The following is a 23316-nucleotide window of genomic DNA, read 5'->3' as shown; positions in this document are numbered from 1 at the left end:
AATAGCACTTAGGTAGAACTCCTAAGGTTTTGCTTGCCAGCTGATCTTCTGCTGCTTAGCCAATACACCCGACAAGATGCACAGCACCCCGCCTAAACCTGCGTAACGCACAGCAGTTTGAGCTTGCTGCTCTACTTTTGGTTTTGCGTGGTAGGCAATGCCTAAACCTGCAGAGCCCATCATCACCAAGTCATTGGCTCCATCACCAACGGCAACGGTATTGTGCAGTTCCAATTCGTACTCTTCAGCCAACTCTACCAAGATATCCGCTTTGGTCTGCGCCGAAACAACATCACCTAACACTTCACCTGTTAACTTACCGTTGACGATCTCAAGCGTGTTTGATTGAGCATGGTCAAGATCAAGGGTATCTTTCAGATAATCAGAGAAGTAAGTAAACCCACCTGATGCAATTGCTGTTTTCCAGCCAAGCTTATTCAGAGTATTCACCAGCCCGACCAAGTCTGGCATGAATGGCAATGACTGACGCACTTGCTCTAATATCGACTCATCCGCACCTTTCAGTGCTCCTACTCGTTGGCGCAGGCTCTGTTCAAAGTCGAGCTCGCCTTGCATCGCTCGTTCTGTGATTTCAGAGACTAACTCTCCCACTCCAGCTAGCTTAGCAATCTCATCAATGCATTCAATTTGAATCGCTGTAGAATCCATATCCATCACGATCAAACCTGGCTTAGATAAGTCTGGGACCTCGCTAAGGCAAGCATAATCAAGCTTTAGCGCTTGGAGGATTTCTTCGTGTGCTGGCGTTAGATTGCCTGACATCAAAGCCACTTCATAATGCCCAACCTTCCACGTATCGAGGATGGTGTTGTAAGTGCCAGTGAAAAAGTCGATGTCATCGAAAGATTGTGGAGATAAGTACTCACCAAACACAATCCAATTGGCCTTGGATTTAGCGAGTTGAGAAGCGAAACGAGTCTCGGGGAGTCGAGTTAATAATGTGGTATGCCTTTTTATCGGCAGATATTTCTGAGCGTCCATGTGTATGATTCCTAATTAACTATGCTAAACGTTAACCTATTGCAATTTGAAAACGCAAGTCTCAATATGTCTTAATCATAACATTTGTTTATTTCAGGCTTCGTGAAACATGAATGAATCATTGTTCTCAATACGTAACGCTTTACGAATGCTAGCCCTCATTTTGTTGGCTACCATGTTCGTTGTAACGATTAAAAATACGGTCGTGATCAGTAAAGGTAACGAGAAGATCCAAGCAAAACAGTTGGAAACTCTTACCAAGCTGCTTATCTCTCAGGCATCACTTTCAGCCAGCAAGATGATCACGCAACAAGACCAAGAGCGATTGCTTGACCTAAGTAATCAGCTGTCTCAAGACCGACTGGTGTTCGATACCACCATCTATGATGCAGAGGGGATTCGACTGGCTTCGAGTGAAAAAGCCCTCTCGGTACGCGAGGTTCTAGGCTTAGATACGCCACTTTCAACAGCAAGTATCGGCAGACAACAATTAGTTGAACCTATTTATTCACCAGAGAAGACGATCATCGGCTTTATTCGAGTGACTTTTGAAACCGGTAAGATGACGGCGATTTCTGATCACCACTACCGAAAAAGTGATCGCTACATGATCGGTATGGTGTTGATGGGGTTTGTGAGTGGCGTGTTGTTCATCATGCTGATTCGCAGAAGACCAACTAAGTCTGGTGAGAACTTACTGTTGAAGAATGTAAGCTCATAAACACACTAGACTGAGAAAAAATATCGCAATCCAATAAAAAGCCCCGACGCTCAGGCAGCAACGGGGCTTTTTGTTATCTGTTAACTTATCAAGCTAAGACAAATCAAAATTATTCTTGGTCGCCAAGCAACACAGAGTCCAGTGCGATAACCATCATGTCGTTGAAAGTCGTTTGACGTTCATCTGATGTCGTTTGCTCACCAGTCTTGATGTGGTCAGAAACAGTACAAATCGTTAGAGCTTTTGCGCCGTATTCAGCACATACACCATAGATGCCAGCTGCTTCCATCTCTACGCCAACAATGCCGTATTTGTCCATTACTTCGAACATCTCTGGATCTGGCGTGTAGAACAGCTCAGCCGAGAACAGGTTACCGACTTTTACGCCGACACCGAGAGCTTTGGCTGCATCTTCTGCCGCGCGCACCATTTTGTAATCCGCAATAGCCGCAAAGTCATGATCTTTAAAACGAATACGGTTCACTTTAGAGTCAGTACATGCGCCCATGCCGATCACCACATCACGCACTTTGATATCTTCGCTCACTGCACCACAACTACCCACACGAATGATCTTCTTCACACCAAAGTCTTTGATCAGCTCAGTCGCGTAAATAGAACAAGATGGAATGCCCATACCGTGTCCCATTACCGAAACCTTACGACCTTTGTAAGTACCGGTGTAACCAAACATGTTGCGAACGTCGCACACTTGAACCACTTCTTCTAAGAAGGTTTCAGCGATGTATTTAGCACGTAGCGGGTCGCCTGGCATTAAAACTACGTCAGCGAAATCACCCATTTCAGCATTAATATGTGGAGTAGCCATTGAAAATATCCTTAATCTCAAAACAAAAAAGAAGAGAGAGGTTTCCCTCTCTCTTCGTTAACTATTATAGAAAGCTTGTACCGTGTCCCATTGGCGATGTACCAAAGTATGACGCTAAGCTTTGACCGATATCAGCGAACGTATCGCGACGGCCTAAAGAACCAGCTGAAACCTTCTGACCGTATACAATCACAGGGATGTGCTCACGAGTATGGTCTGTACCTGGCCATGTCGGATCACAGCCGTGGTCAGCGGTTAGGATAAGTACATCATCTTCTTTCATCATATCGATGATTTCATTGATGCGACCATCGAAGTACTCAAGTGCCGCTGCGTAACCAGCAACATCACGGCGGTGGCCGTAAGCTGAGTCGAAATCAACGAAGTTAGTGAACACGATAGTGTTGTCGCCCGCTTCATTGATCGCTTCTTTGGTTGCTTCAAATAGCGCAGGGATACCTGTTGCTTTGGTTTTCTGAGTGATGCCACAACCCGCGTAGATATCAGAGATCTTACCGATTGAGTGAACGTTACCGCCCTTCTCATCAACCAACTTCTGAAGAATGGTAGCTGCAGGTGGCTCAACAGAAAGGTCACGACGGTTACCAGTACGTTCGAATTGACCTTTGCCCGGACCAATGAACGGACGAGCGATAACACGACCAATGTTGTAGTCTTCTAGCTCTTCACGAGCAATCTGACAAAGGTCTAATAGGTTTTGCAGGCCGAATGTCTCTTCGTGACAAGCGATCTGGAAAACAGAATCTGCAGAAGTATAGAAGATAGGCAAGCCAGTCTTCATATGCTCTTCACCTAGGTTATCTAGGATTTCCGTGCCAGATGAGTGGCAGTTACCTAAGAAACCAGATAGGCCTGCACGCTCAAGGATGCGGTCAGTCAGTTCTTTTGGAAAGCTGTTCTCTTTGTCGGTGAAGTAGCCCCAGTCAAACAGTACAGGAACACCTGCGATTTCCCAGTGACCTGATGGCGTGTCTTTACCAGAAGACAGCTCAGCAGCGTGACCGTATGCGCCAATGATCTCAGCGTCTGCATCCATACCAGGAGCAAAACGACCTGTAGACTCTTTGTGAGCCATCGCTAGACCTAGCTTAGACAGGTTTGGCAGTGTCAGTGAACCTTTACGATCTGCATTGTCTGCAAGACCTTGATCACAATGATCTGCGATGTGGCCCATAGTGTCAGAACCTACATCACCAAATTTGTCCGCATCCGCTGTTTCACCGATACCGAATGAATCTAAAACTAAAATAAATGCTCTTTTCATTTTCTTCACCAACTTATTGCTCTTTGCACCAGAACTCTGTTTATCGGCATACACTAGGCATGCCGATATCTGTTATTTACACGTCTTCAGAACGAATCTGACGGTAAACGTCTGGCGTTGCTGTATATTCTCCGCCCACAGTGATTGCATTTTGTAATGCTGTTGCAGCTTCTTGCCACTGTTGTTCGTTGCGAGCATGAATCATTGCTAATGGCTTATCTTCACTTGCAACTTCACCTAGGCGAATGAAGTGATCAAAACCGACTGCGTAATCAATGCTGTCAGTTGCTACGCGACGACCGCCGCCCATACCAACCACAGCCATACCAATGGCACGAGTATCCATTGCTGATACCACACCGCTTTCTAGCGCGTACACTGGCTTAATAATGTCTGCTTTTTCTAGGTAGTTATCGTAGTTCGTTACGAAATCAGCTGGACCACCAAGGCCCGCTACCATCTTACCAAAGCACTCTGCTGCTTTACCGTTATCCAGTACTGCCATCAGTTTTTCGCGCGCTTCGTCTGAATCTTTAGCTAGGTTACCCAGCACCAACATTTCAGCACACGATGCTAGAGTGATCTCTAACAAGCGTGGGTTACGGTATTCACCCGTTAGGAACTGAACCGCTTCACGAACTTCTACTGCGTTCCCCGCTGAAGAAGCCAGCACTTGGTTCATGTCCGTTAGGATTGCAGTTGTTTTCGTGCCCGCACCGTTTGCTACTGCAACGATAGATTTCGCTAGCTCTTCAGATGCTTCGTAAGTCGGCATGAATGCGCCTGAACCTACTTTTACATCCATCACTAGAGAATCGAGGCCAGCGGCCAGTTTCTTAGATAGGATTGAAGCCGTAATTAGCGAGATGTTATCGACTGTTGCTGTGATATCACGAGTTGCGTAAACACGCTTGTCAGCAGGAGCTAGATCACCTGTTTGACCGATGATAGCCACGCCAGCATCTTTCGTTACTTCACCGAACACATCATTGGTTGGTGTAATGTTGTAACCCGGAATAGATTCCAGCTTGTCTAGCGTACCGCCAGTGTGGCCTAAACCACGACCAGAGATCATTGGAACGAAACCGCCACATGCTGCCACCATAGGGCCAAGCATCAGAGAAGTAACGTCACCAACACCACCAGTAGAGTGTTTATCAACGATTGGGCCATCAAAATTCATGTGGCTCCAGTCAATCACCATGCCTGAATCACGCATTGCACACGTTAGTGCGATACGTTCTGGCATAGTCATTTCATTAAAAAAGATAGCCATTGCGAATGCTGCAATTTGGCCTTCAGAAACCGTGTTTTTAGCCACACCTTGAATAAAGAAGTTAATTTCTTCAGCTGTTAGGACTTCACCATCACGTTTTCTGCGAATAATTTCTTGAGGTAGATACATTAGTGCCTCCCAAACTCTAGTGAGTATGGTATGTAGGGAAAGAGGTAATGTGGAGTGACTTAACGCCACTCCATCAAACAGACTAAATCTTGTTACACCCGATTGGGATATTAGTATGCTGCTGGATCAGCAGTTTGGTCTGTCACTTCTAATGTATTAAGAAGGTTAGTTAGTAGGCTTGAAGCACCAAAACGGTAGTGCATGTTGTCTGCCCACTCAGCGCCTAGTAGCTCATCAGCCATTGCTAGGTATAGTGCTGCATCTTCAGCAGTACGTACGCCACCTGCTGGTTTGAAACCAACTGTTTTAGCAACGCCCATGTCACGAATAACTTCAAGCATCATGCGCGCGTACTCTGGAGTCGCGTTTACTGGCACTTTACCTGTTGAAGTTTTGATGAAGTCTGCACCTGCTTCGATACAGATTTGAGAAGCTTTCTTGATCAGTGCTTCTTCTTTCAGTTCACCTGTTTCGATGATCACTTTAAGCGTGATGTCACCACACGCTGCTTTACACTGTTTAACTAGCTCAAAGCCAACTTCTTCGTTGCCAGCAATAAGAGCACGGTATGGGAATACTACGTCAACTTCGTCTGCGCCGTACGCTACCGCTGCTTTTGTTTCTGCAACAGCAATTTCGATGTCGTCATTACCATGAGGGAAGTTAGTTACAGTCGCAATGCGTACTTCTGGAGTACCTTGCTCACGCAACGCTTTCTTAGCTGCTGGGATAAAGCGAGGGTAAATACAGATTGCAGCGGTGTTGCCTACTGCAGTCTTCGCGTCATGACAAAGCGCCACTACTTTTTCTGTAGTGTCATCGTCATTTAGCGTAGTTAGGTCCATAAGTTTAAGTGCACGTAGAGCTGCTGCTTTTAAATCGCTCATTTCTATCTCCGATCAATATATTCAAATAGTTAACTACTTCGCCCTCCATCCAGTATAGATGGATATTTTAGTAATGCTCAGTAGCCACAAATGAACGGACTTGGTTCCCTGAAGACTTGATAACTTTCGCTACCAATTGCAATCCTTGTCACCGCACAGTACCAGTTTGGTCTATGGCACAACAAATCAGTCATGTTGTGTCTAACATCTATAGCGTATCGCTAATTTTGGCTTAATCCCAGAAGAATAACGTTCGAGTTGATTTCGAGGTTACTTTCTTGCCAACAGAGACATCCTATCCCTTTAGCTTATACATTATAGGTATCCATCAATAAATTGTAGTGCTCCTTAGAACGCAAACGGTTTGTATCTCAAAAAAACATTCTAGACCCATTAGTCGACTTCAAGCTGATGCTTATGCCAAAGAATCACTAGGCCTAAAAACAAAAAAGCCCCGCAGCAATTTCTTGCTACGGGGCGATATTATTATGGCGTCTATATATCGATTTCTAACTAATTAGAAAGACAGGAAGAAGCCAGCAATTGTTGCTGCCATCAGGTTAGATAGAGTACCAGCAATTACCGCTTTAACACCCATACGTGCGATGTCGTGGCGACGGCTTGGTGCAATACCACCTAGACCACCTAGAAGAATCGCAATTGAAGAAAGGTTTGCGAAACCACATAGTGCGAATGCGATGATAGCTTGAGTCTTCTCAGACATCACTTGACCAGTTGCTGCAACAACTTGAGCGTTTTCACCAACGTATGGTACGAAGTTTAGGTATGCAACGAATTCGTTAACAACTGTCTTCTGACCAATGAAAGAACCAGCGATAGTTGCTTCTTCCCATGGAACACCAATGATGAATGCTAGCGGTGCGAAGATCCAACCTAGAAGAAGTTCTAGAGTTAGGTTTTCCATACCGAACCAACCACCGATGCCACCTAGGATACCGTTGATTAGAGCAATTAGACCGATGAATGCTAGTAGCATTGCACCAACGTTAAGTGCTAGTTGTAGACCAACTGATGCGCCACCTGCTGCTGCGTCAATAACGTTAGCTGGTTTGTCATCGCCACCGTCCATTTCGTCAGCGATGTTGTCGTCTGGCGTATCTGTTTCAGGCTTGATGATTTTAGCGAATAGTAGACCACCAGGTGCTGCCATGAATGACGCTGCAACTAGGTACTCTAGAGGTACACCCATAGATGCGTAACCTGCTAGTACACCACCAGCTACAGAAGCCAAACCACCACACATTACTGCGAATAGTTCAGAGTTAGTCATTTTAGGAACAAATGGACGAACAACTAGAGGTGCTTCAGTTTGACCAACGAAGATGTTTGCTGCTGCAGACATAGACTCGGCGCGAGAAGTACCTAGAGCTTTCTGAAGACCACCACCAAGAACTTTGATTACAATTTGCATAACACCAATGTAGTAAAGTACAGAGATAAGTGCAGAGAAGAAAATCAGAGTTGGTAGTACTTGGAAAGCAAAGATGAAACCGATACCGTCAACTGAGAAGTTAACTAGGCTGCCGAATAGGAAACCAGTACCGTCTTTACCGTAGTCGATCACGTTTGCTACACCAGCAGAGAAACCTGCAAGTAGATCACGACCCCAAGGGATGTAAAGTACGAATGCACCAAGTGCGAATTGGATAGCGAAAGCGCCACCCACTGTTCTTAGATTAATAGCTTTGCGGTTGTCAGATAGTAGTACTGCGATTGCGATCAGTGCAACCATTCCGACTAGGCTCATAAACAGGCTCATAGTTTATGACTTCCTTATTAGTTATTTATTGGCGTGTTACAAAATGGGGCTATAAAGCGGAGGCAATTATACTCATGCGACCACTAATAAAGTAATGCCGTCCTCACACTTTCGTAGAAGATTCATGTACCATTCACACGCAAATGTGACCCAAATCACAAGCTCGGTGCAATTTACGCAAACGATAAACAAAAACCTTCGATTTTATTCACATATACCGAATGCGCGATGGCTATTTTGCCAAATTTGCGCTGCAATCGATTGCTTTGGCTCTTTTCTAAGCAAAAAAAGTTCATTTAAGATCGTAACTAAATGTTTGGAATGATTAACATTTCCTTGGTTTCCATACATGGGCATGTCCGGAGCATCCGTTTCCAATACCAGACATTCAAGGGGCAATTTTGCGATGGTTGTGCGTGTTTTTTGCGCTCTGGGGTAAGTTATCGTTCCACCGACGCCAATATAGAAACCGAGCTTGATCCACGCTAAAGCTTGCTGTTCACTCCCTGAAAAGCCGTGAATCACCCCTCCAAAAGTAAACTTGTGTTGCTTTAACAACTCAATAAGTCGGTTATAAGACTTCCTCTCATGGATGATTAAAGGCAGCTCAAACGCCTTGGCAAGTTCCATTTGTTGGATGAAAAAGCGCTCTTGTTTCTCTCGTTCAACGTCCACAAAAAAGTCGAGCCCGCACTCACCTATCGCGACACATTGGCTGTTTTTTGAAGAGAGTAATTGGCGAAGTTCCGAAAATTGTTCGTCATTGGCCTGCTCTAAAAAGTAAGGATGGAAGCCTAATGCATAGTAAACATTGGGGTGAGATTGAGCGATTTCATCGAGCTTCCTCCAGTTACTTTGGCCAATAGAAGGGATGATTAACTTCTCGACTTGCGCTTGTTTCGCATCTTTGAGGTAGAGATCAATACTTTGTTCAGGTGTAAAACCTTGCTCAAACGCCTCAAAATCCGCATGGCAATGAGTATCAAACAGCGGAAAGTCACTTATTTGCTGTGTCATCTTCCCTGCTCTCCGTTTGTTTCCCTTGAGGATCACGACGATGAGGCACACAGCTACGCTTATTCTCAGGCGTTAAGCCAAGCTCTTCACACCACTTATCGTATTTTCTAACCCAAGCTTTTATCCAACCCAACATAACTGCCTCTAACCTCAGCCTTTAAACCTCAAATAAAACGCATTAAAAAACGCCTATTGCAGAACAATAGACGTTTTTGTTTAACTCGAATAGATCGCGGAGAAATTAGTGCTCGCGCGTCGCTCTGAATTGAACTTCAGGGAAGCGTTCAGAAGCTAGGTTCAAGTTCACCATAGTTGGTGCGATGTAAGACAGGTTGTCACCGCCATCTAGCGCAAGGTTAGATTGATTCTTACGTTTGAATTCTTCTAGTTTCTTAGCGTCATCACATTCAACCCAACGAGCTGTTGCAACGTTAACACCTTCGTAGATAGCTTCTACGTTGTATTCCGCTTTCAAGCGCGCTACAACCACGTCGAACTGAAGCACACCAACCGCACCAACGATCAGGTCGTTGTTTTGCATAGGACGGAATACTTGTACTGCGCCCTCTTCTGAAAGCTGAACTAAGCCTTTTAGAAGTTGCTTCTGCTTAAGTGGATCGCGCAGGCGAATACGACGGAATAGCTCAGGTGCGAAGTTAGGAATACCAGCGAACTTAAGGCTCTCACCTTGAGTAAAGGTATCACCAATCTGGATAGTACCGTGGTTATGTAGACCGATAATATCACCTGCGTATGCTTTCTCAGCACGAGCACGGTCACCGGCCATGAAGGTTACTGCATCAGAGATACTTACACTTTTACCAGTACGAACATGGTTCATCTTCATACCTTGGTTGTAAGTACCCGAAACGATACGCATGAATGCGATACGGTCACGGTGTTTAGGGTCCATGTTTGCTTGGATCTTAAATACGAAACCAGAGAACTTCTCTTCTGTCGCTTCAACATCACGCTCGTTCGCTTGACGCGTTTGAGGTGCTGGAGCCCATTTCGTTAGACCATCAAGCATGTGGTCAACACCAAAGTTACCTAATGCAGTACCGAAGTAAACCGGCGTTAGTTCACCCGCAAGGAACAACTCTAGGTCAAACTCAGGGCAAGCACCGATAACAAGCTCTAGCTCTTCACGTACGCTTTCCGCAAGATCTGCACCTACCGCTTCATCTAACTCTGGGTTATCTAGACCTTTGATGATACGAACTTCTTGGATCTCGTGGCCGTGGCCAGATTCATACAAGATCGTTTCATCACGGTGAATGTGGTAAACACCTTTAAACTCTTTACCACAACCAATAGGCCATGAGATTGGAGCACAAGCCATACCTAGCTCGCTCTCTACTTCATCAAGCACTTCCATTGGGTCACGAACGTCACGGTCAAGTTTGTTCATAAACGTTACGATTGGCGTATCACGTAGACGCGTTACTTCCATTAGTTTACGAGTACGATCCTCGACACCTTTCGCAGCATCGATAACCATCAAACATGAGTCAACCGCTGTTAGCGTACGGTACGTATCTTCCGAGAAATCTTCGTGTCCTGGAGTATCTAGTAGGTTTACTAGGCAATCATTGTATGGGAATTGCATTACCGACGTAGTTACCGAGATACCACGTTCTTTTTCCATCTCCATCCAGTCAGATTTAGCGTGCTGGTTAGAGCCACGGCCTTTTACGGTACCCGCTTTTTGAATCGCGTTTCCGAATAAAAGAACTTTTTCAGTAATCGTGGTTTTACCCGCATCCGGGTGAGAGATAATCGCAAACGTTCTACGTTTGCTCACTTCTTGTTGGAAAGACATAGTCGCCCTTTGCTGATCTAAAGCGTAAAAAGGGCAAGTAGATAATACTTGCCCTTGAATTCTGTGTGCGGATTATACAGAAAGCGTGTCACTTTCTAAAGGGTCAGTTTACACCCTATTTTTCGCGTACTCTCTGCTTAGCTAAAAGACAGAAAAAGATAGCTCATAATGATGGCGTCTTCGTTGCCTTGCTTGGTTGGATAATAGTTACGACGGCGATCAACTTCATTGAAACCGGCCTTTTCGTAAAGATTAAACGCATTCACATTACTTTCGCGAACTTCTAGCCAAGCACTTTCCGCGTCAGCTTGCTCACACATATCAAGGAAGTGTTCAGTTAACGCTTTCCCATACCCTTTGCCTTGCTGGCTTGGGTCTACCGCAATATTAAGCAGCGTGACTTCACCAACGATGTTTTGCGCGAAGAAGTATCCGACCACTTGCCCATCGACTTCAAGCACATGATGACAAGCACCTCTATTCTCAAGATCTCGGATCATATTTTCAGACCATGGATGAGAATGCGCGGCCTGTTCTATCTGCCAAATGGCGTCTAGGTGTTGTTGTGAAGTCGGTAAAAATTGATTAGTCATAAGCACAAATTTGTTGCCATAAGTCGCGGCGGTGTTGGTTGTTACCGTTAATGTCAGACAGTAATGGCGATTGAAGTGTTTTAGCCTTCAGCTCTTGAGGCGACTCGCAACCAGCAAACCATACCCACTCAACCGAACCTAAATCCACAGTAGACAAGTGTTGTGGCTGAAGGTGTAAAGCCTGAGATAAGTCGAGCTTGATACTTTTAAGTACTCGCTCAAACATCACGGCGAGATCTTCCTGAGGTTTTTCAGGCGAAACCAACAGTAACTTGCAATCGTTCGAGAGCGGAGTCAATTCAGATTCATAACCCGCTAAACGCTCTGGGTGACTTAGCTCCCATTGGCTAATGCCCATCTCTTGTAGGTATTGCGCGTGTGTTTGTGACATATCTAGCGGTAGTAACCTTTAGTTGATTAGAGCCGAAGCTTATTAGAACTGGGCTGATACTAACAAAAAATAAAGGAGCATCAAGCTCCTTTATTTAGACTAAAACAGTTTGTATCTTATTGCGTGATAAATCAGCTTATAAGTCGTTGAACTCTGGGCTGTAAGCAATCTCACCAGCATGTCCAGCAAACGCACCGTCTACCAACTCAATCGCTTGGAAAGCGCCTTCAGGCACATCCCAAACACAACTCAGACCAAACTCGCTCGCAGCCTTGAAACCAAAGCGGCTGTAATAAGCAGGATCACCAAGCACAACGCAAGCTGGGTAACCAAAATCAACCAAAGTGGAAAACGCATCTTCAACTAGAGATTTGGCAATGCCTTGGTTGCGGAACTCTTCTTTCACAGCGAGAGGCGCAAGCCCTTGCCAGTTATGATCGTCGCCATCAAGAGTGATAGGGCTAAACATCAAGTGACCAACCACCTCGCCTTCATCAGAACAAGCCACCAGCGATAGCGTTAAGTGGCTATTCTCACGCAAGCTCATAACCAAGTTAGCTTCTGCATCTGTTTCAAAAACAGATTTCAATAAACGATCAATGACAAGTATATCTGCCGGTGCTTCAGTTCGAATAAGCATTCATTACCTCACTTTGTGTATCTGGGGATTGTACTCCCTTCTGCACAAAATCAGCTAATTGATTTAACAAAGTTTTCATAGGAGTCGGCAATAAGTCCAAATCTACGCTATCCATCAAGTTTTTGACTTCTAAACCGAGCTCGGTATCGCCTTCAATAGACAGTCTACGCTGGAAGAAAAGCGTATCTGGGTCTTCTTTACGTCCCGCAATCAACACAAGATCGTTAAGGTTGCCGCTAAAGCTTACATCTTCAGCCACCTCTTTATCAGCTACAACCAGTTGCTCATTTTTGTAGCTAATACACCAACTTAACCCCATGTCTTTTATTGAGACTTTCAACCATTTGTCTTCTAAAAACTCAAAGTCACCGTCCTCTAAAGCTTCCTTGAAGACATTCTTAAGCGCCTCCAATAAGGCTCTTTTTTGTACTGTTTTAGGCAATAACTGGACTGGAGATCGCAAAATTGATGCGGCATTTTGAACTAGTTGAGTGCGAATCTTGTTTATCACGTGACTTATCCGTAACTTTGTCAATAATATGGAATGCATCATAGATGATGTTGAGATCTCAGTTACTGTTATGTATCAAATTAACTTCTGTTTGATACTCGACCTTTAATATCCTGAAAATCACAGTTATAGTAACTCAGGTAATGAGAATTACAGCGGATCGCTGCACTCACAGGTAAATATCGATAGCCACACAGAAAGTAATAAATATTTATCGATAGTGAATATTCAAGCTCTTGGAGAATTGGTAGTACTTTGATGCCTCCCCAGCAACTACAACATTGGTTTACCCAGCTAACTGCAAATAGTCCGTTCTTTTTTGCAGTACTTGATGCTCAACATAACTATTTTATGGTGAATGAGCGTTACTGTGATATTGCTGGTTTGAGTCAAACAGAGCTTGCAGGCATGAATGACCGCCAAACATTGGGCGAACAGTTCTACCAACATCTCAAACCTTACTATGAGCGTGCATTCAGTGGCGAAACGATTGAGGCCGAAGTCACCCTCAACGAAACTGACCTCGATACCAGCCTTCATTTCAGCCTATCTCCACTTACCAATGGCAACAAAACCGACTACATCGTCTTTCACGCCTTCGACACATCAGAAAACCAAGTACTTGTCCGTTCTTTAGAAGAGTCCGAAGCCAAATTCCACAAGCTATCTCAACTACTCCCAGATGGATTACTGCTCGTTGAGAGTGACTACATCTTGTCATCTAACCCAGCAGCAGCGCGCTTGCTTGGCTTTAACTCAACCACAGAGTTAATTGGTGAAGAGTTGGGACGCCTATTTATCGATGAACAAACCAAAACAGTCTTCAATAATAACCTCAGCTCTATTATTTCTGAGTCTGGTTTGGTTTGCTTAACGGGTGCCCGATGCGGCTTTGAACGTAAGGTTCAACTCAACATCGACTCCACCACCGTTCTTGGAAGCAACACTCAGTTGGTGCTTATCCAAGACGCACAAGAAACCGCAAAACAATACACACCGGCAAACAGTGAAGATGCCTACATAGATGCACTGACCAAGCTCTACAACCGAGTTGGGTTTACTAAGCGTCTTGAGCAGTTCATTCACAACGATACGCCGGTGGTGATGCTCTACTTAGACATTGATAACTTCAAGAATATCAATGATTCACTTGGTCATCACATCGGTGACAAGGTGATAAAAGAGGTCGCTTCGCGCCTTAAACGCCTACTGCCTCGTAAGGCCGTGATTGGGCATTTAGGCGGGGATGAGTTTGGCATTATCCTGCCAGAACCTGAACATCAGCGAACACCTGAAATGCTCGCTGAAAAGATCATCTCCCTGATCAATCAACCCTTCGATCTTCACCACTTTAGCAAGCGCTTAGCCTGCTCGATTGGTAGCGTGAGCTTTCCTCAAGATGGTACTGATGCTCGTATCTTGCTGCAAAATGCAGACACAGCAATGTATGAAGCGAAAGATCGTGGTCGTAACCGCCTAATCAAGTTCAATGAACAGATGAACAAAGAAGCGCGCATGCGACTGTGGCTTGAAATAGAGCTACAAAAAGCGCTGCAACAGAATGGACTTGAGGTTTGGTATCAACCTAAGGTCAATGCGCGTGATTTCACCATCAACGGCGCTGAAGCTCTGGTACGTTGGAAGCACCCTGTCGAAGGGTATATTAGTCCTGCCGCATTTATCCCTGTGGCAGAACGAGCTGGCCTTATTGAACAACTTGGCCGAGTGGTAATGCGTGAAGTATTTGCTACGGTTAAGCGCTGGAAGATGCAAGGTATCCTTCCAGGTCGTGTCGCGATCAACCTATCTCCAGAACAGTTTGGTAATCCAAAGCTGATTGATTACATGGAAAAGCTGCTGCGTTCGACCGAGCTTGATCCAAGTGCGATTACGTTTGAGCTAACGGAAAGCGCGGTAATGAGTGATAGTGAACACACACTTCAAATGCTTAACGCCATCAAGAAACTTGGCTTTGCTCTATCCATTGATGATTTTGGTACCGGCTACTCTTCACTGTCTTACCTTGCTCGCTTCCCAATTGATGAGCTTAAAATAGACCGTGCTTTCATCTCTGATATCGATACCCTACCAAAGCAAATCACCGTAATTGAAAACATCATCAACCTAGGTAAATCTCTCGATTTGACCGTGGTTGCAGAAGGTGTCGAAACCAGTGAACAAGCAACTCTGCTGTCTAATCTCAACTGTAGTTCGATTCAAGGCTTCCACTTCTATCGTCCGCAACCAAAACAAGATGTCGAAGAGTTGTTTGCCCAAAACCGCCGTCATAAGAACTAATCAAGTACCTCAAATTTAAAGCAAGCCAACATGTAAAACGGTCACTCGTCAGTACCTCAAACGGAGTAAAAGCAGATTTATCCATCTAAACCTGCCTTACATCAATTCCGTCATTCACAATTCTTCATAAAATGCTCGCTTCAACTTAATTCTACTGGTAGTGAGCAAATGGAACTCTTATGCCCAGCGGGTAACTTACCTGCTTTGAAAACCGCTATTGATTGTGGTGCGGATGCTGTCTATATCGGATTCAAAGACGATACCAATGCCCGACACTTTGCAGGCCTAAACTTTGCGGGTAAAAAGCTCGATCGTGCTGTGCAGTATGTGCATGACCACAACAAGAAAATTCATGTTGCCCTAAACACGTTTGCTCACCCAAATGGCTTCGACCGTTGGACCAATGCCGTAGACAACGCCGCTGCACTGGGTGTTGATGCGCTGATCATCGCAGACATCGCGGTGCTTGAGTACGCAGCAAATAAGTATCCAGATCTAGAACTGCACCTATCAGTGCAAGCATCTGCGACCAATGCGGCGGCTATCGATTTCTACCATAAAAACTTCAACGTTAAGCGTGTCGTACTGCCGCGTGTGTTGTCGATTCATCAGGTCAAACAGCTTTCTCGTAACATCACTTCTGACGTTGACCTTGAAGTATTCGCTTTTGGTAGCTTGTGTATCATGGCAGAAGGCCGTTGCTACCTCTCTTCATACATGACAGGCGAATCACCAAATACTGTTGGTGCTTGTTCTCCGGCGAAATACGTTCGCTGGCAAGAAACAGAAACTGGCCTCGAGTCTCGCTTGAACGAAATCCTTATCGATAAGTATGAAGCAGGTGAGAACGCAGGTTACCCAACGCTGTGTAAAGGCCGCTTTGAAGCCGATATCGATGGTGAACGTAAGCGCTATCACGCACTTGAAGAGCCAACCAGCCTCAACACGCTATCCATGCTGCCTGAGCTTTTCGCGGCGAATGTTGCCTCAGTGAAGATTGAAGGTCGCCAACGCAGCCCTGCTTATGTTGAACAAGTCACTCGCACTTGGCGCGCTGCTATCGATCGCTACTTAGCGAACCCAGAACAATACCAAGTGGAACAAGCTTGGAATGCGACACTGGCGAATGTATCGGAAGGTACACAAACCACGCTTGGCGCTTATCACCGTAAATGGCAATAGAGCCAAATGGAGAACTCAATGAAATACGCATTAGGCCCTCTACTTTATTTTTGGCCAAAACAAGACGTTGAAAGCTTCTATGAGCAAGCGAAATCAAGCTCTGCTGACATCATCTATCTAGGTGAAGCTGTGTGTTCAAAACGTCGTGAGATGAAAGCGAAACACTGGATGGACATTGCCAAAGAGCTGTCTGCTTCAGGTAAGCAAGTAGTCCTCTCGACCATGGCTTTGCTCGAAGCGCCAAGCGAAGTCAACATCATGAAGAAGTACATTGATAACGGTGACTTTGCTATCGAAGCCAATGATGTGTCTGCAATTCAACTGGCCAGCGAAAGCAAAGTACCTTTCGTGGTTGGCCCAGCAGTGAACACCTACAACGCGCGCACCCTGAACCTGTTCTTGAAACAAGGTATGACGCGTTGGTGTATGCCGGTTGAGCTTTCTCGCGAATGGCTAAGCAACGTAATGACCCAGTGTGAAGAACTGAACATCCGTAATAAGTTCGAAGTAGAAGTGTTTAGCCACGGCTACCTGCCGCTTGCTTACTCAGCACGCTGCTTTACCGCTCGCGCGGAAAACAAAGCTAAAGACGATTGCGAAACCTGCTGTATCAAGTACCCAACAGGGCTACAAGTAGAAAGCCAAGAAGGCCAATCAGTCTTCAACCTTAACGGTATCCAGACGCAATCAGGCTACTGCTACAACCTAGTCAATGATTTGCCAAACATGCACGACCTGGTTGATGTGGTTCGTTTAAGCCCACTCGGTATCGATACCTTCTCTGAAATCAATAACTTCAGAGCAAACGAGCAAGGTCAAAAACCGATGAAGATTGAAAGCCGCCAATGTAATGGTTACTGGCATCAGCTTGCAGGTTTAGACGTTAAGAACATCTAGTTCCTCGCATTGGACTAACCAGCAACAGGTATAAAAAAGGTCTAGCATTCGCTAGACCTTTTTTATTCGACTTAAGAAACGCGACCTATGCCGTAGCTGTTTCCATCGGTGAGGCATCGAGCTTCTTTAAGTCTTTGTAGAGCATTACCATCACCACCACACTTAGCGCGATGTTAGACAGTGGGTACGCAATCCAGATCCCCGGTACACCGTACAGCTTGGGCATAATGTACAAGAAAGGTAACTGGATCAGCATATTGCCTATCGTTACAAACATCGCCTTACTGCCCTTGTTCACTGCCTGATAGTAAGCACCTGCTACTACTAAGAAGCCATCCAGCGCCAGTGCAAACATGTGAAGTCGAATACCCAACACTGTGTACTCAACTAACTGAGGTTCGTCTGAGTTAAATACTGACACAAACTCACGTGGGAACGCGTTCAGAAGCAGCACGAACGCCACACCAATCAATACCGAACTCATCATCGCTATCTTAAGTAACTTACGGATGTTCGCTTGGTTACGCGCACCATGGTTGTAGCTCACCAATGGTTGCATACCGTTGGCGATACCTTCAGCCGTGAGGTAGTAAACCGTCACGATGTAGCCCAAAATCGCGTACGCACCAATCATCAACTGGTCGCCATATTGAGAGAACAACGCATTGTGCAACGCCACCATCATCGAACCATAAGCGTACATAAAGAAGCTTGATGTACCAATCGCGAAGATTTGTGGAATCACATCCAGTTTCAATCTCAACTCATTCCAACGTAAACGTAGGTTTGCTCGACGTGAGAAGAAGTAAGCCAAGCCGAGAGCCGTTACTACAAACTGGGCAATTGCTGTTGCTAATGCTGCGCCCATCAACTCCCAACCATACAGCGCGATAAACAGGTAATCGAGTACGATATTAATCACCGCACCAACGATCATCAGTATCGTCGCTAAGTTCGGGCTGTCATCGTTACGCAGTAGAAACGGCATCGCGATCGAACCTAGCGTGAAGACGCTGGCACCAATCAGAATATGTAAGTACTGCAGGCCAAGTTCATACACTCGCCCTTCAGCGCCCTGCCAAAGCAAGAAGTTATCAGCAAACAAGAACAGCAATGCAGAGACAATAGGCGTTATCGCTAACAACAAGGTTAAGCCCGTTGCTAAGATCTGTTTAGCGCCTTGAGTATCTTTTTCACCTTGGCGAATCGAGACAAGTGCACCTGTACCCACACCCACCAACATACCAATACCAAGAATCGAACCAATCACAGGCCACGCAACATTGATACCTGCAAGTCCATCAGCCCCCACATAGCGGCCAATGAAGATGCCATCCACCACTTGGTACAGGCCATTAACCAACATGGCCGCCACGGTAGGGATTGTGTATCGCCAAAACTGGCGACTAATTGAGTTACTCATTTCTTACTCTACTTTCATTTGTGAGTCGCATATCAACAAGATATGACTCGAAAAATTAGTTAACAAGGCTAACTAAATATCTAAATTAGTTACTTCAAAGCTTTATTTAATAATAGGTTTAGCTGCTGAGATTCTTGCTCAGACAAACGACTTTCCAGTATCTGTGCCATGACCTGATAGATCTTACTTTCTTCTTCCAAACCCACTTCTGCTTTACTGGTCAATACGACCAACTTAGACCTCGCATCTTCGAGCGAAGCTTTACGCTCAACAAGTCCCTTTCTCTCTAACCTTTGAACCATAGTGGTTGCTGAAGGCTTGGTTACTTGCATTTCAATCGCCAGATCAGTCAATCGGATCGGTTCAGGAGAGGCTTGGATGACCTTCAAATAGTCGTACTCATTGAAGCTCAATTGGCAAATAGGATCTTCATTTACCTGAGTGCGCCATATCTTAGAGGCGAAGCGCTCAATCTTTTCTAAATTCTGGTTCAGCATACTCACCTAATCAAAGAATAGCATTTAGTTAGCAAGGCTAACTATTTTAATGTTGTTTAAATAAAAAGCAATCAAAACGAGATAAAGATCATAAAAAAGGCGCATAAAAAAACCGCTGACAGGCAGCGGCTTTTCGGAGTCAAAATGTGTTGCTTACTTAGCGTTAGCTTCTTCTTCGGCCTCAGCCAGCTTAACTTGCGCTAAGTGCTCAGCTTTAAGCGTGGTGAAGATACGGCTTAACTCTAAGAAAGAGTAACGGTGTTCTACGTATTCATACACGTTAAAAGAAACCGCTAACTTGTACAAAGAGATCGCATTCGCGTAGTCACCATTCATGTGGTAACGCTTAGCAAGGTAGAAGTACGTCTCTGTTAGGCGCTGCGCAAGTAACGTGTTGTCACGAGTACCGGTTAAGATCGCCTTGAAAGCCTGCTCTTCAGTGATGTCATCAAGCATAATCGCGACTAATACCCAACCCCACTGCTCATCACGGCTCTCGTAACGTTTTTGTAAATCAAGCTTAGCTTGCTCTGGCGTTAGCTCATGCTGAATGATATACAACCAAAGAGCTCGAAACGGATCGCTAGGATCGTCGGCATAGTGCTTCATCATCTCTTCATTGGCTAAGTCGTAACGTTCGCCATAGTAAAGCGCGATAGAGCGGTTTCTTTCTGCGTAAGAGTTTGCAGGATCAAGCTCTAACGTAGAATCAAAAGATTCATAAGCCGCATCAAACTCCCCTACCTGCGTAAAGTAAACACCCAAAAGATTGAAGATATCAGGTTGAGCAGGGTTCAATGAAAGAGACTGGTTGAAGTCAAGACGCGCGAGATCACGCAGGCCAACACTGTCGTAGTAGTTACCACGTTCAAACAGCATCTTAGCTCGAACTTCATCGTTCAAATCTGGGCGCTGTAATAACTGACTAAGACGTGCAATTTGAACTTCTTGCTGAACGCTTGGTTGCAGTGGCACAGCCATCGGTGGATAAACCCAACGTGAGGTGTTATCTGATGTTGTCGCACAACCTGTTAGTACAAGCAGTAAACACATACTCGCGGTTTGAAACCATTTCACAAATAATTACTCCTGTTATGACCGCAATAAAAAAGGGGAGCGATATGCTCCCCTTTATAACATGCTTTGTTGACGATAGGTTAGAAATCACTAAAAAGCGATATCACCATCGACACACTGAGAATTACTCAGCAGCAGGTGCTTCGCCTTCAGCTGGCGTTTCAACTGCTTCTTTCATGCTTAGACGTACACGGCCTTGACGGTCAATTTCAAGAACCTTAACAGGAACTTCTTGACCTTCAGTTAGGTAGTCAGACACTTTCTCAACGCGCTTGTCAGCGATTTGAGAGATGTGTACTAGACCATCTTTACCTGGAAGGATAGTAACGAATGCACCGAAGTCAGCTAGACGAGCAACTTTACCTTGGTAAATGCGGCCAACTTCAACTTCAGCTGTGATCTCTTCGATACGACGGATAGCTTCTTTAGCAGCTGCGCCTTCAGTAGCAGCAATCTTGATTGTGCCATCGTCTTCGATTTCGATTGTAGTACCCGTTTCTTCACAAAGAGCACGGATAACTGCGCCACCTTTACCGATAACATCTTTGATCTTATCAGAGCTGATTTTCATTGTGTGGATACGTGGAGCGAATTCAGAGATATCTTCACGAGCACCAGAGATAGCTTCATCCATTACAGAAAGGATGTGCTTACGTGCACCTTGCGCTTGGTTAAGTGCAATTTGCATGATCTCTTTAGTGATACCTTCGATCTTGATGTCCATTTGAAGTGCAGTGATACCAGCGTTAGTACCTGCTACTTTAAAGTCCATATCACCTAGGTGATCTTCGTCGCCAAGGATGTCAGAAAGAACAACGAAATCGTCGCCTTCTTTAACAAGACCCATTGCGATACCCGCAACAGAAGCTTTGATTGGAACACCAGCATCCATAAGAGCTAGAGATGTACCACATACAGAAGCCATTGAAGAAGAACCGTTAGATTCTGTGATTTCCGATACAACACGAACTGTGTATGGGAATTCTTCAACAGAAGGCATTACTGCTTGGATACCACGTTTAGCAAGCTTACCGTGACCAATTTCACGACGCTTAGGAGAACCAACGAAACCAGTTTCACCTACACAGTATGGAGGGAAGTTGTAGTGTAGAAGGAAGTTGTCTTTCTTCTCACCCATTAGGCTGTCGATGATTTGAGCATCACGTTGTGTGCCAAGCGTTGCAGTAACAAGTGCTTGAGTTTCACCACGAGTGAATAGAGAAGAACCGTGTGTACGTGGAAGAACACCAGTACGTACGTCTAGCGCACGAACCATGTCTTTTTCACGGCCATCGATACGTGGGTTGCCAGCGATGATGCGGCTACGTACTACGTTTTTCTCTAGAGAACCAAGCATGCCGCGGATTTCGCGCTCATCTAGGTTTTCGTCTTGTGCAATTAGAGCTTCAACAACGTCGTTCTTGATTGCGCCAACTTGCTCGTAACGAGCCATTTTCTCAGTGATCTGGTACGCGTCAGATAGACGAGTTTCAGCAAGTTCAGCAACTTGAGCTTTAAGCTCAGTGTTAACTGCTGGTGCTTCCCAGTTCCAAGATGGAGTTGCAACTTCAGCAGCAAACTCGTTGATTGCTTTGATTACAACTTGTTGTTGGTCGTGACCGTAAACAACAGCTGAAAGCATTTCTTCTTCAGATAGGTTATCTGCTTCAGATTCAACCATAAGTACTGCGCCTTCTGTACCAGACACAACTAGGTCTAGTTTAGAGTTTTCAAGCTCAGTATTTGATGGGTTAAGAACTAATTCGCCGTCGATGTGACCAACACGTGCAGCACCGATAGGACCATTGAATGGAGCACCAGAGATAGCAAGTGCAGCAGACGTTGCGATCATAGTGATCATGTCTGGGTTTACGTCAGGGTTGATAGAAACAACCGTAGCGATAACTTGAACTTCGTTTTTAAACGCACTTGGGAAAAGTGGACGAATTGGACGGTCAATCAGACGAGCTGTTAGTGTTTCGCCTTCAGATGGACGACCTTCACGCTTGAAGAAACCACCAGGGATTTTACCCGCAGCGTATGTACGCTCTTGGTAGTTTACTGTTAGTGGGAAGAAGTCTTGACCTGCAACTGCTTCTTTCTTAGCAACAACAGAAACGAATACTGATGTATCGTCCATAGTCGCCATTACAGCAGCAGTAGCTTGACGTGCAATTACGCCCGTTTCTAGAGTAACGGTGTGGTTACCGTACTGGAACGATTTTACAACTGGTTTTTCAAACATTGTATATCCTTAGCTCTAAAGTCAGACTTTAGATTAAGTGAATAATGACTCAAGACATTACCAATCGCGACTAGTGAAAAGGGACTTAGGATGGTGACTCTTTGTATGTGTTCATACGCCGAATTAAGACCAAATCCGCCTTTGAATAGTCGCGACCTATTGGCCGACATCTGTGACTGTAATCTCTTGAGAGGTTGATTGCCAAACGCTGAAAACGCTATAGGCGGGCGTAGTATAAACTATTTTTATTAGGAGATATATTTCCTATCAGAAAAAGCCAGATGATATTCTGAGCATCCAGCCTAGCATTTTCTTACAGGCACAAAAAAAGGAGCATAAATGCTCCTTTTCTTCAAACTGTCTTTGCAGACATCGCTATTAGCGACGTAGGCCTAGACGCTTGATTAGGTCTTGGTAACGAGCAAGGTTTTTGCCTTTCAGGTAATCAAGAAGCTTACGACGGCTAGAAACCATACGTAGTAGACCACGACGGCTGTGGTGATCGTGTTTGTGCGCTTTGAAGTGACCTTGTAGGTGGTTGATAGAAGCAGTAAGTAGTGCTACTTGTACTTCTGGTGAACCTGTGTCGCCTTCAGATTGTGCGTATTCTGCAACGATTGCTGCTTTAGTTTCTGCATTCAGAGACATAATTCTCTCCTGATAAGAGTAAGTTTATATTTGTAGCAGCCAATCTCTGATTCAGCCGCTACGCGAGCCGAGGATTATAGGGAAGTTTGTCAGTTGGTGCAATAACAATCGAACCCATTAAAAACGAAAAAAGCGAACCACCTAAATTAGGCGCTCGCTTTCTGTC

General features: G+C 45.0%; 22 protein-coding genes. 4 read left to right on the top strand and 18 right to left on the bottom strand.

Annotated elements, in window-relative coordinates; all coding sequences use genetic code 11:
* Positions 1-21: 21 nt before the first annotated feature.
* Positions 22-1002, bottom strand: coding sequence for a phosphoserine phosphatase (serB, locus tag OCV20_RS03205; protein ID WP_017058828.1), 981 nt, complete (start codon positions 1000-1002; stop codon positions 22-24).
* A gap of 109 nt (positions 1003-1111) precedes the next feature.
* Here serB and OCV20_RS03200 point away from each other — a divergent pair, with 109 nt between their 5' ends.
* Positions 1112-1723: a YtjB family periplasmic protein gene (locus OCV20_RS03200; protein WP_082243025.1), complete on the top strand. Its 612-nt coding sequence runs from the start codon at positions 1112-1114 to the stop codon at positions 1721-1723.
* Positions 1724-1832: 109 nt separating this feature from the next.
* Here OCV20_RS03200 and deoD read toward each other — a convergent pair whose 3' ends face one another.
* From deoD to ubiT, 12 genes are all read right to left on the bottom strand, one after another.
* The gene (gene deoD, locus OCV20_RS03195; protein ID WP_017063285.1) at positions 1833-2552 is read right to left on the bottom strand and encodes a purine-nucleoside phosphorylase; all 720 of its coding nucleotides are present in this window, start codon (positions 2550-2552) and stop codon (positions 1833-1835) included.
* A 64-nt stretch (positions 2553-2616) separates the two neighbouring features.
* Entirely contained in the window at positions 2617-3837 is a 1221-nt protein-coding gene (locus tag OCV20_RS03190; protein WP_086775324.1) for a phosphopentomutase, read from the bottom strand.
* 76 nt (positions 3838-3913) lie between these two features.
* Positions 3914-5242: a thymidine phosphorylase gene (gene deoA / locus OCV20_RS03185; RefSeq protein WP_048615578.1), complete on the bottom strand. Its 1329-nt coding sequence runs from the start codon at positions 5240-5242 to the stop codon at positions 3914-3916.
* A gap of 110 nt (positions 5243-5352) precedes the next feature.
* A complete protein-coding gene (deoC, locus tag OCV20_RS03180) occupies positions 5353-6129 on the bottom strand; it encodes a deoxyribose-phosphate aldolase (protein WP_010436196.1) in 777 nt (258 codons plus the stop codon).
* Positions 6130-6646: 517 nt separating this feature from the next.
* A complete protein-coding gene (locus tag OCV20_RS03175; RefSeq protein ID WP_017058833.1) occupies positions 6647-7909 on the bottom strand; it encodes a NupC/NupG family nucleoside CNT transporter in 1263 nt (420 codons plus the stop codon).
* Positions 7910-8113: 204 nt separating this feature from the next.
* On the bottom strand, positions 8114-8926 hold the full coding sequence (locus tag OCV20_RS03170) for a TatD family hydrolase (protein WP_086775325.1): 813 nt from the start codon (positions 8924-8926) through the stop codon (positions 8114-8116).
* Positions 8907-9062 (bottom strand): DUF5363 family protein, encoded by a 156-nt coding sequence (locus OCV20_RS03165; RefSeq protein ID WP_157896357.1) that lies wholly within the window; start codon positions 9060-9062, stop codon positions 8907-8909. Before OCV20_RS03165 ends, OCV20_RS03170 begins: the two co-directional genes overlap by 20 nt.
* 105 nt (positions 9063-9167) lie before the next feature.
* Positions 9168-10748 carry a peptide chain release factor 3 gene (prfC, locus tag OCV20_RS03160; RefSeq protein ID WP_048615580.1) on the bottom strand — a complete coding sequence of 527 codons (1581 nt, stop codon included), beginning with the start codon at positions 10746-10748 and terminating at the stop codon, positions 9168-9170.
* 137 nt (positions 10749-10885) lie between these two features.
* Positions 10886-11341, bottom strand: coding sequence for a ribosomal protein S18-alanine N-acetyltransferase (gene rimI, locus OCV20_RS03155; RefSeq protein WP_086775326.1), 456 nt, complete (start codon positions 11339-11341; stop codon positions 10886-10888).
* A complete protein-coding gene (locus tag OCV20_RS03150; protein WP_050633587.1) occupies positions 11334-11732 on the bottom strand; it encodes a DNA polymerase III subunit psi in 399 nt (132 codons plus the stop codon). The genes rimI and OCV20_RS03150 overlap by 8 nt, the downstream gene beginning before the upstream one ends.
* A gap of 136 nt (positions 11733-11868) precedes the next feature.
* The gene (locus tag OCV20_RS03145; protein WP_050633588.1) at positions 11869-12372 is read right to left on the bottom strand and encodes a GNAT family N-acetyltransferase; all 504 of its coding nucleotides are present in this window, start codon (positions 12370-12372) and stop codon (positions 11869-11871) included.
* On the bottom strand, positions 12356-12883 hold the full coding sequence (gene ubiT / locus OCV20_RS03140) for a ubiquinone anaerobic biosynthesis accessory factor UbiT (RefSeq protein WP_032545250.1): 528 nt from the start codon (positions 12881-12883) through the stop codon (positions 12356-12358). Before ubiT ends, OCV20_RS03145 begins: the two co-directional genes overlap by 17 nt.
* A 258-nt stretch (positions 12884-13141) precedes the next feature.
* Between ubiT and OCV20_RS03135 the strand changes: the two genes are divergently transcribed.
* The 3 genes from OCV20_RS03135 (at position 13142) to OCV20_RS03125 (ending at position 17260) form a co-directional block, all read left to right on the top strand.
* Entirely contained in the window at positions 13142-15181 is a 2040-nt protein-coding gene (locus tag OCV20_RS03135) for a bifunctional diguanylate cyclase/phosphodiesterase (RefSeq protein WP_017068226.1), read from the top strand.
* 168 nt (positions 15182-15349) lie between these two features.
* The gene (ubiU, locus tag OCV20_RS03130; RefSeq protein ID WP_017059238.1) at positions 15350-16363 is read left to right on the top strand and encodes a ubiquinone anaerobic biosynthesis protein UbiU; all 1014 of its coding nucleotides are present in this window, start codon (positions 15350-15352) and stop codon (positions 16361-16363) included.
* Positions 16364-16381: 18 nt separating this feature from the next.
* Entirely contained in the window at positions 16382-17260 is an 879-nt protein-coding gene (locus OCV20_RS03125) for a U32 family peptidase (RefSeq protein WP_017059237.1), read from the top strand.
* 85 nt (positions 17261-17345) lie between these two features.
* Here OCV20_RS03125 and OCV20_RS03120 read toward each other — a convergent pair whose 3' ends face one another.
* The 5 genes from OCV20_RS03120 to rpsO form a co-directional block, all read right to left on the bottom strand.
* Entirely contained in the window at positions 17346-18683 is a 1338-nt protein-coding gene (locus OCV20_RS03120; RefSeq protein ID WP_050633591.1) for an MATE family efflux transporter, read from the bottom strand.
* Positions 18684-18772: 89 nt separating this feature from the next.
* Positions 18773-19180 (bottom strand): MarR family winged helix-turn-helix transcriptional regulator, encoded by a 408-nt coding sequence (locus OCV20_RS03115; protein ID WP_017056675.1) that lies wholly within the window; start codon positions 19178-19180, stop codon positions 18773-18775.
* Between the two features lie 153 nt (positions 19181-19333).
* The gene (nlpI, locus tag OCV20_RS03110; protein WP_048605659.1) at positions 19334-20257 is read right to left on the bottom strand and encodes a lipoprotein NlpI; all 924 of its coding nucleotides are present in this window, start codon (positions 20255-20257) and stop codon (positions 19334-19336) included.
* A gap of 124 nt (positions 20258-20381) precedes the next feature.
* Positions 20382-22502, bottom strand: a complete 2121-nt coding sequence (gene pnp / locus OCV20_RS03105; protein ID WP_019819855.1) for a polyribonucleotide nucleotidyltransferase — start codon at positions 22500-22502, stop codon at positions 20382-20384.
* A gap of 378 nt (positions 22503-22880) precedes the next feature.
* Positions 22881-23150 carry a 30S ribosomal protein S15 gene (rpsO, locus tag OCV20_RS03100; protein ID WP_010436144.1) on the bottom strand — a complete coding sequence of 90 codons (270 nt, stop codon included), beginning with the start codon at positions 23148-23150 and terminating at the stop codon, positions 22881-22883.
* Positions 23151-23316: the final 166 nt, after the last annotated feature.

This window comes from Vibrio coralliirubri (assembly GCF_024347375.1).
Classification (GTDB): Bacteria; Pseudomonadota; Gammaproteobacteria; order Enterobacterales; family Vibrionaceae; genus Vibrio; species Vibrio coralliirubri.
This window is presented reverse-complemented; position numbering and strand designations above follow the sequence as displayed.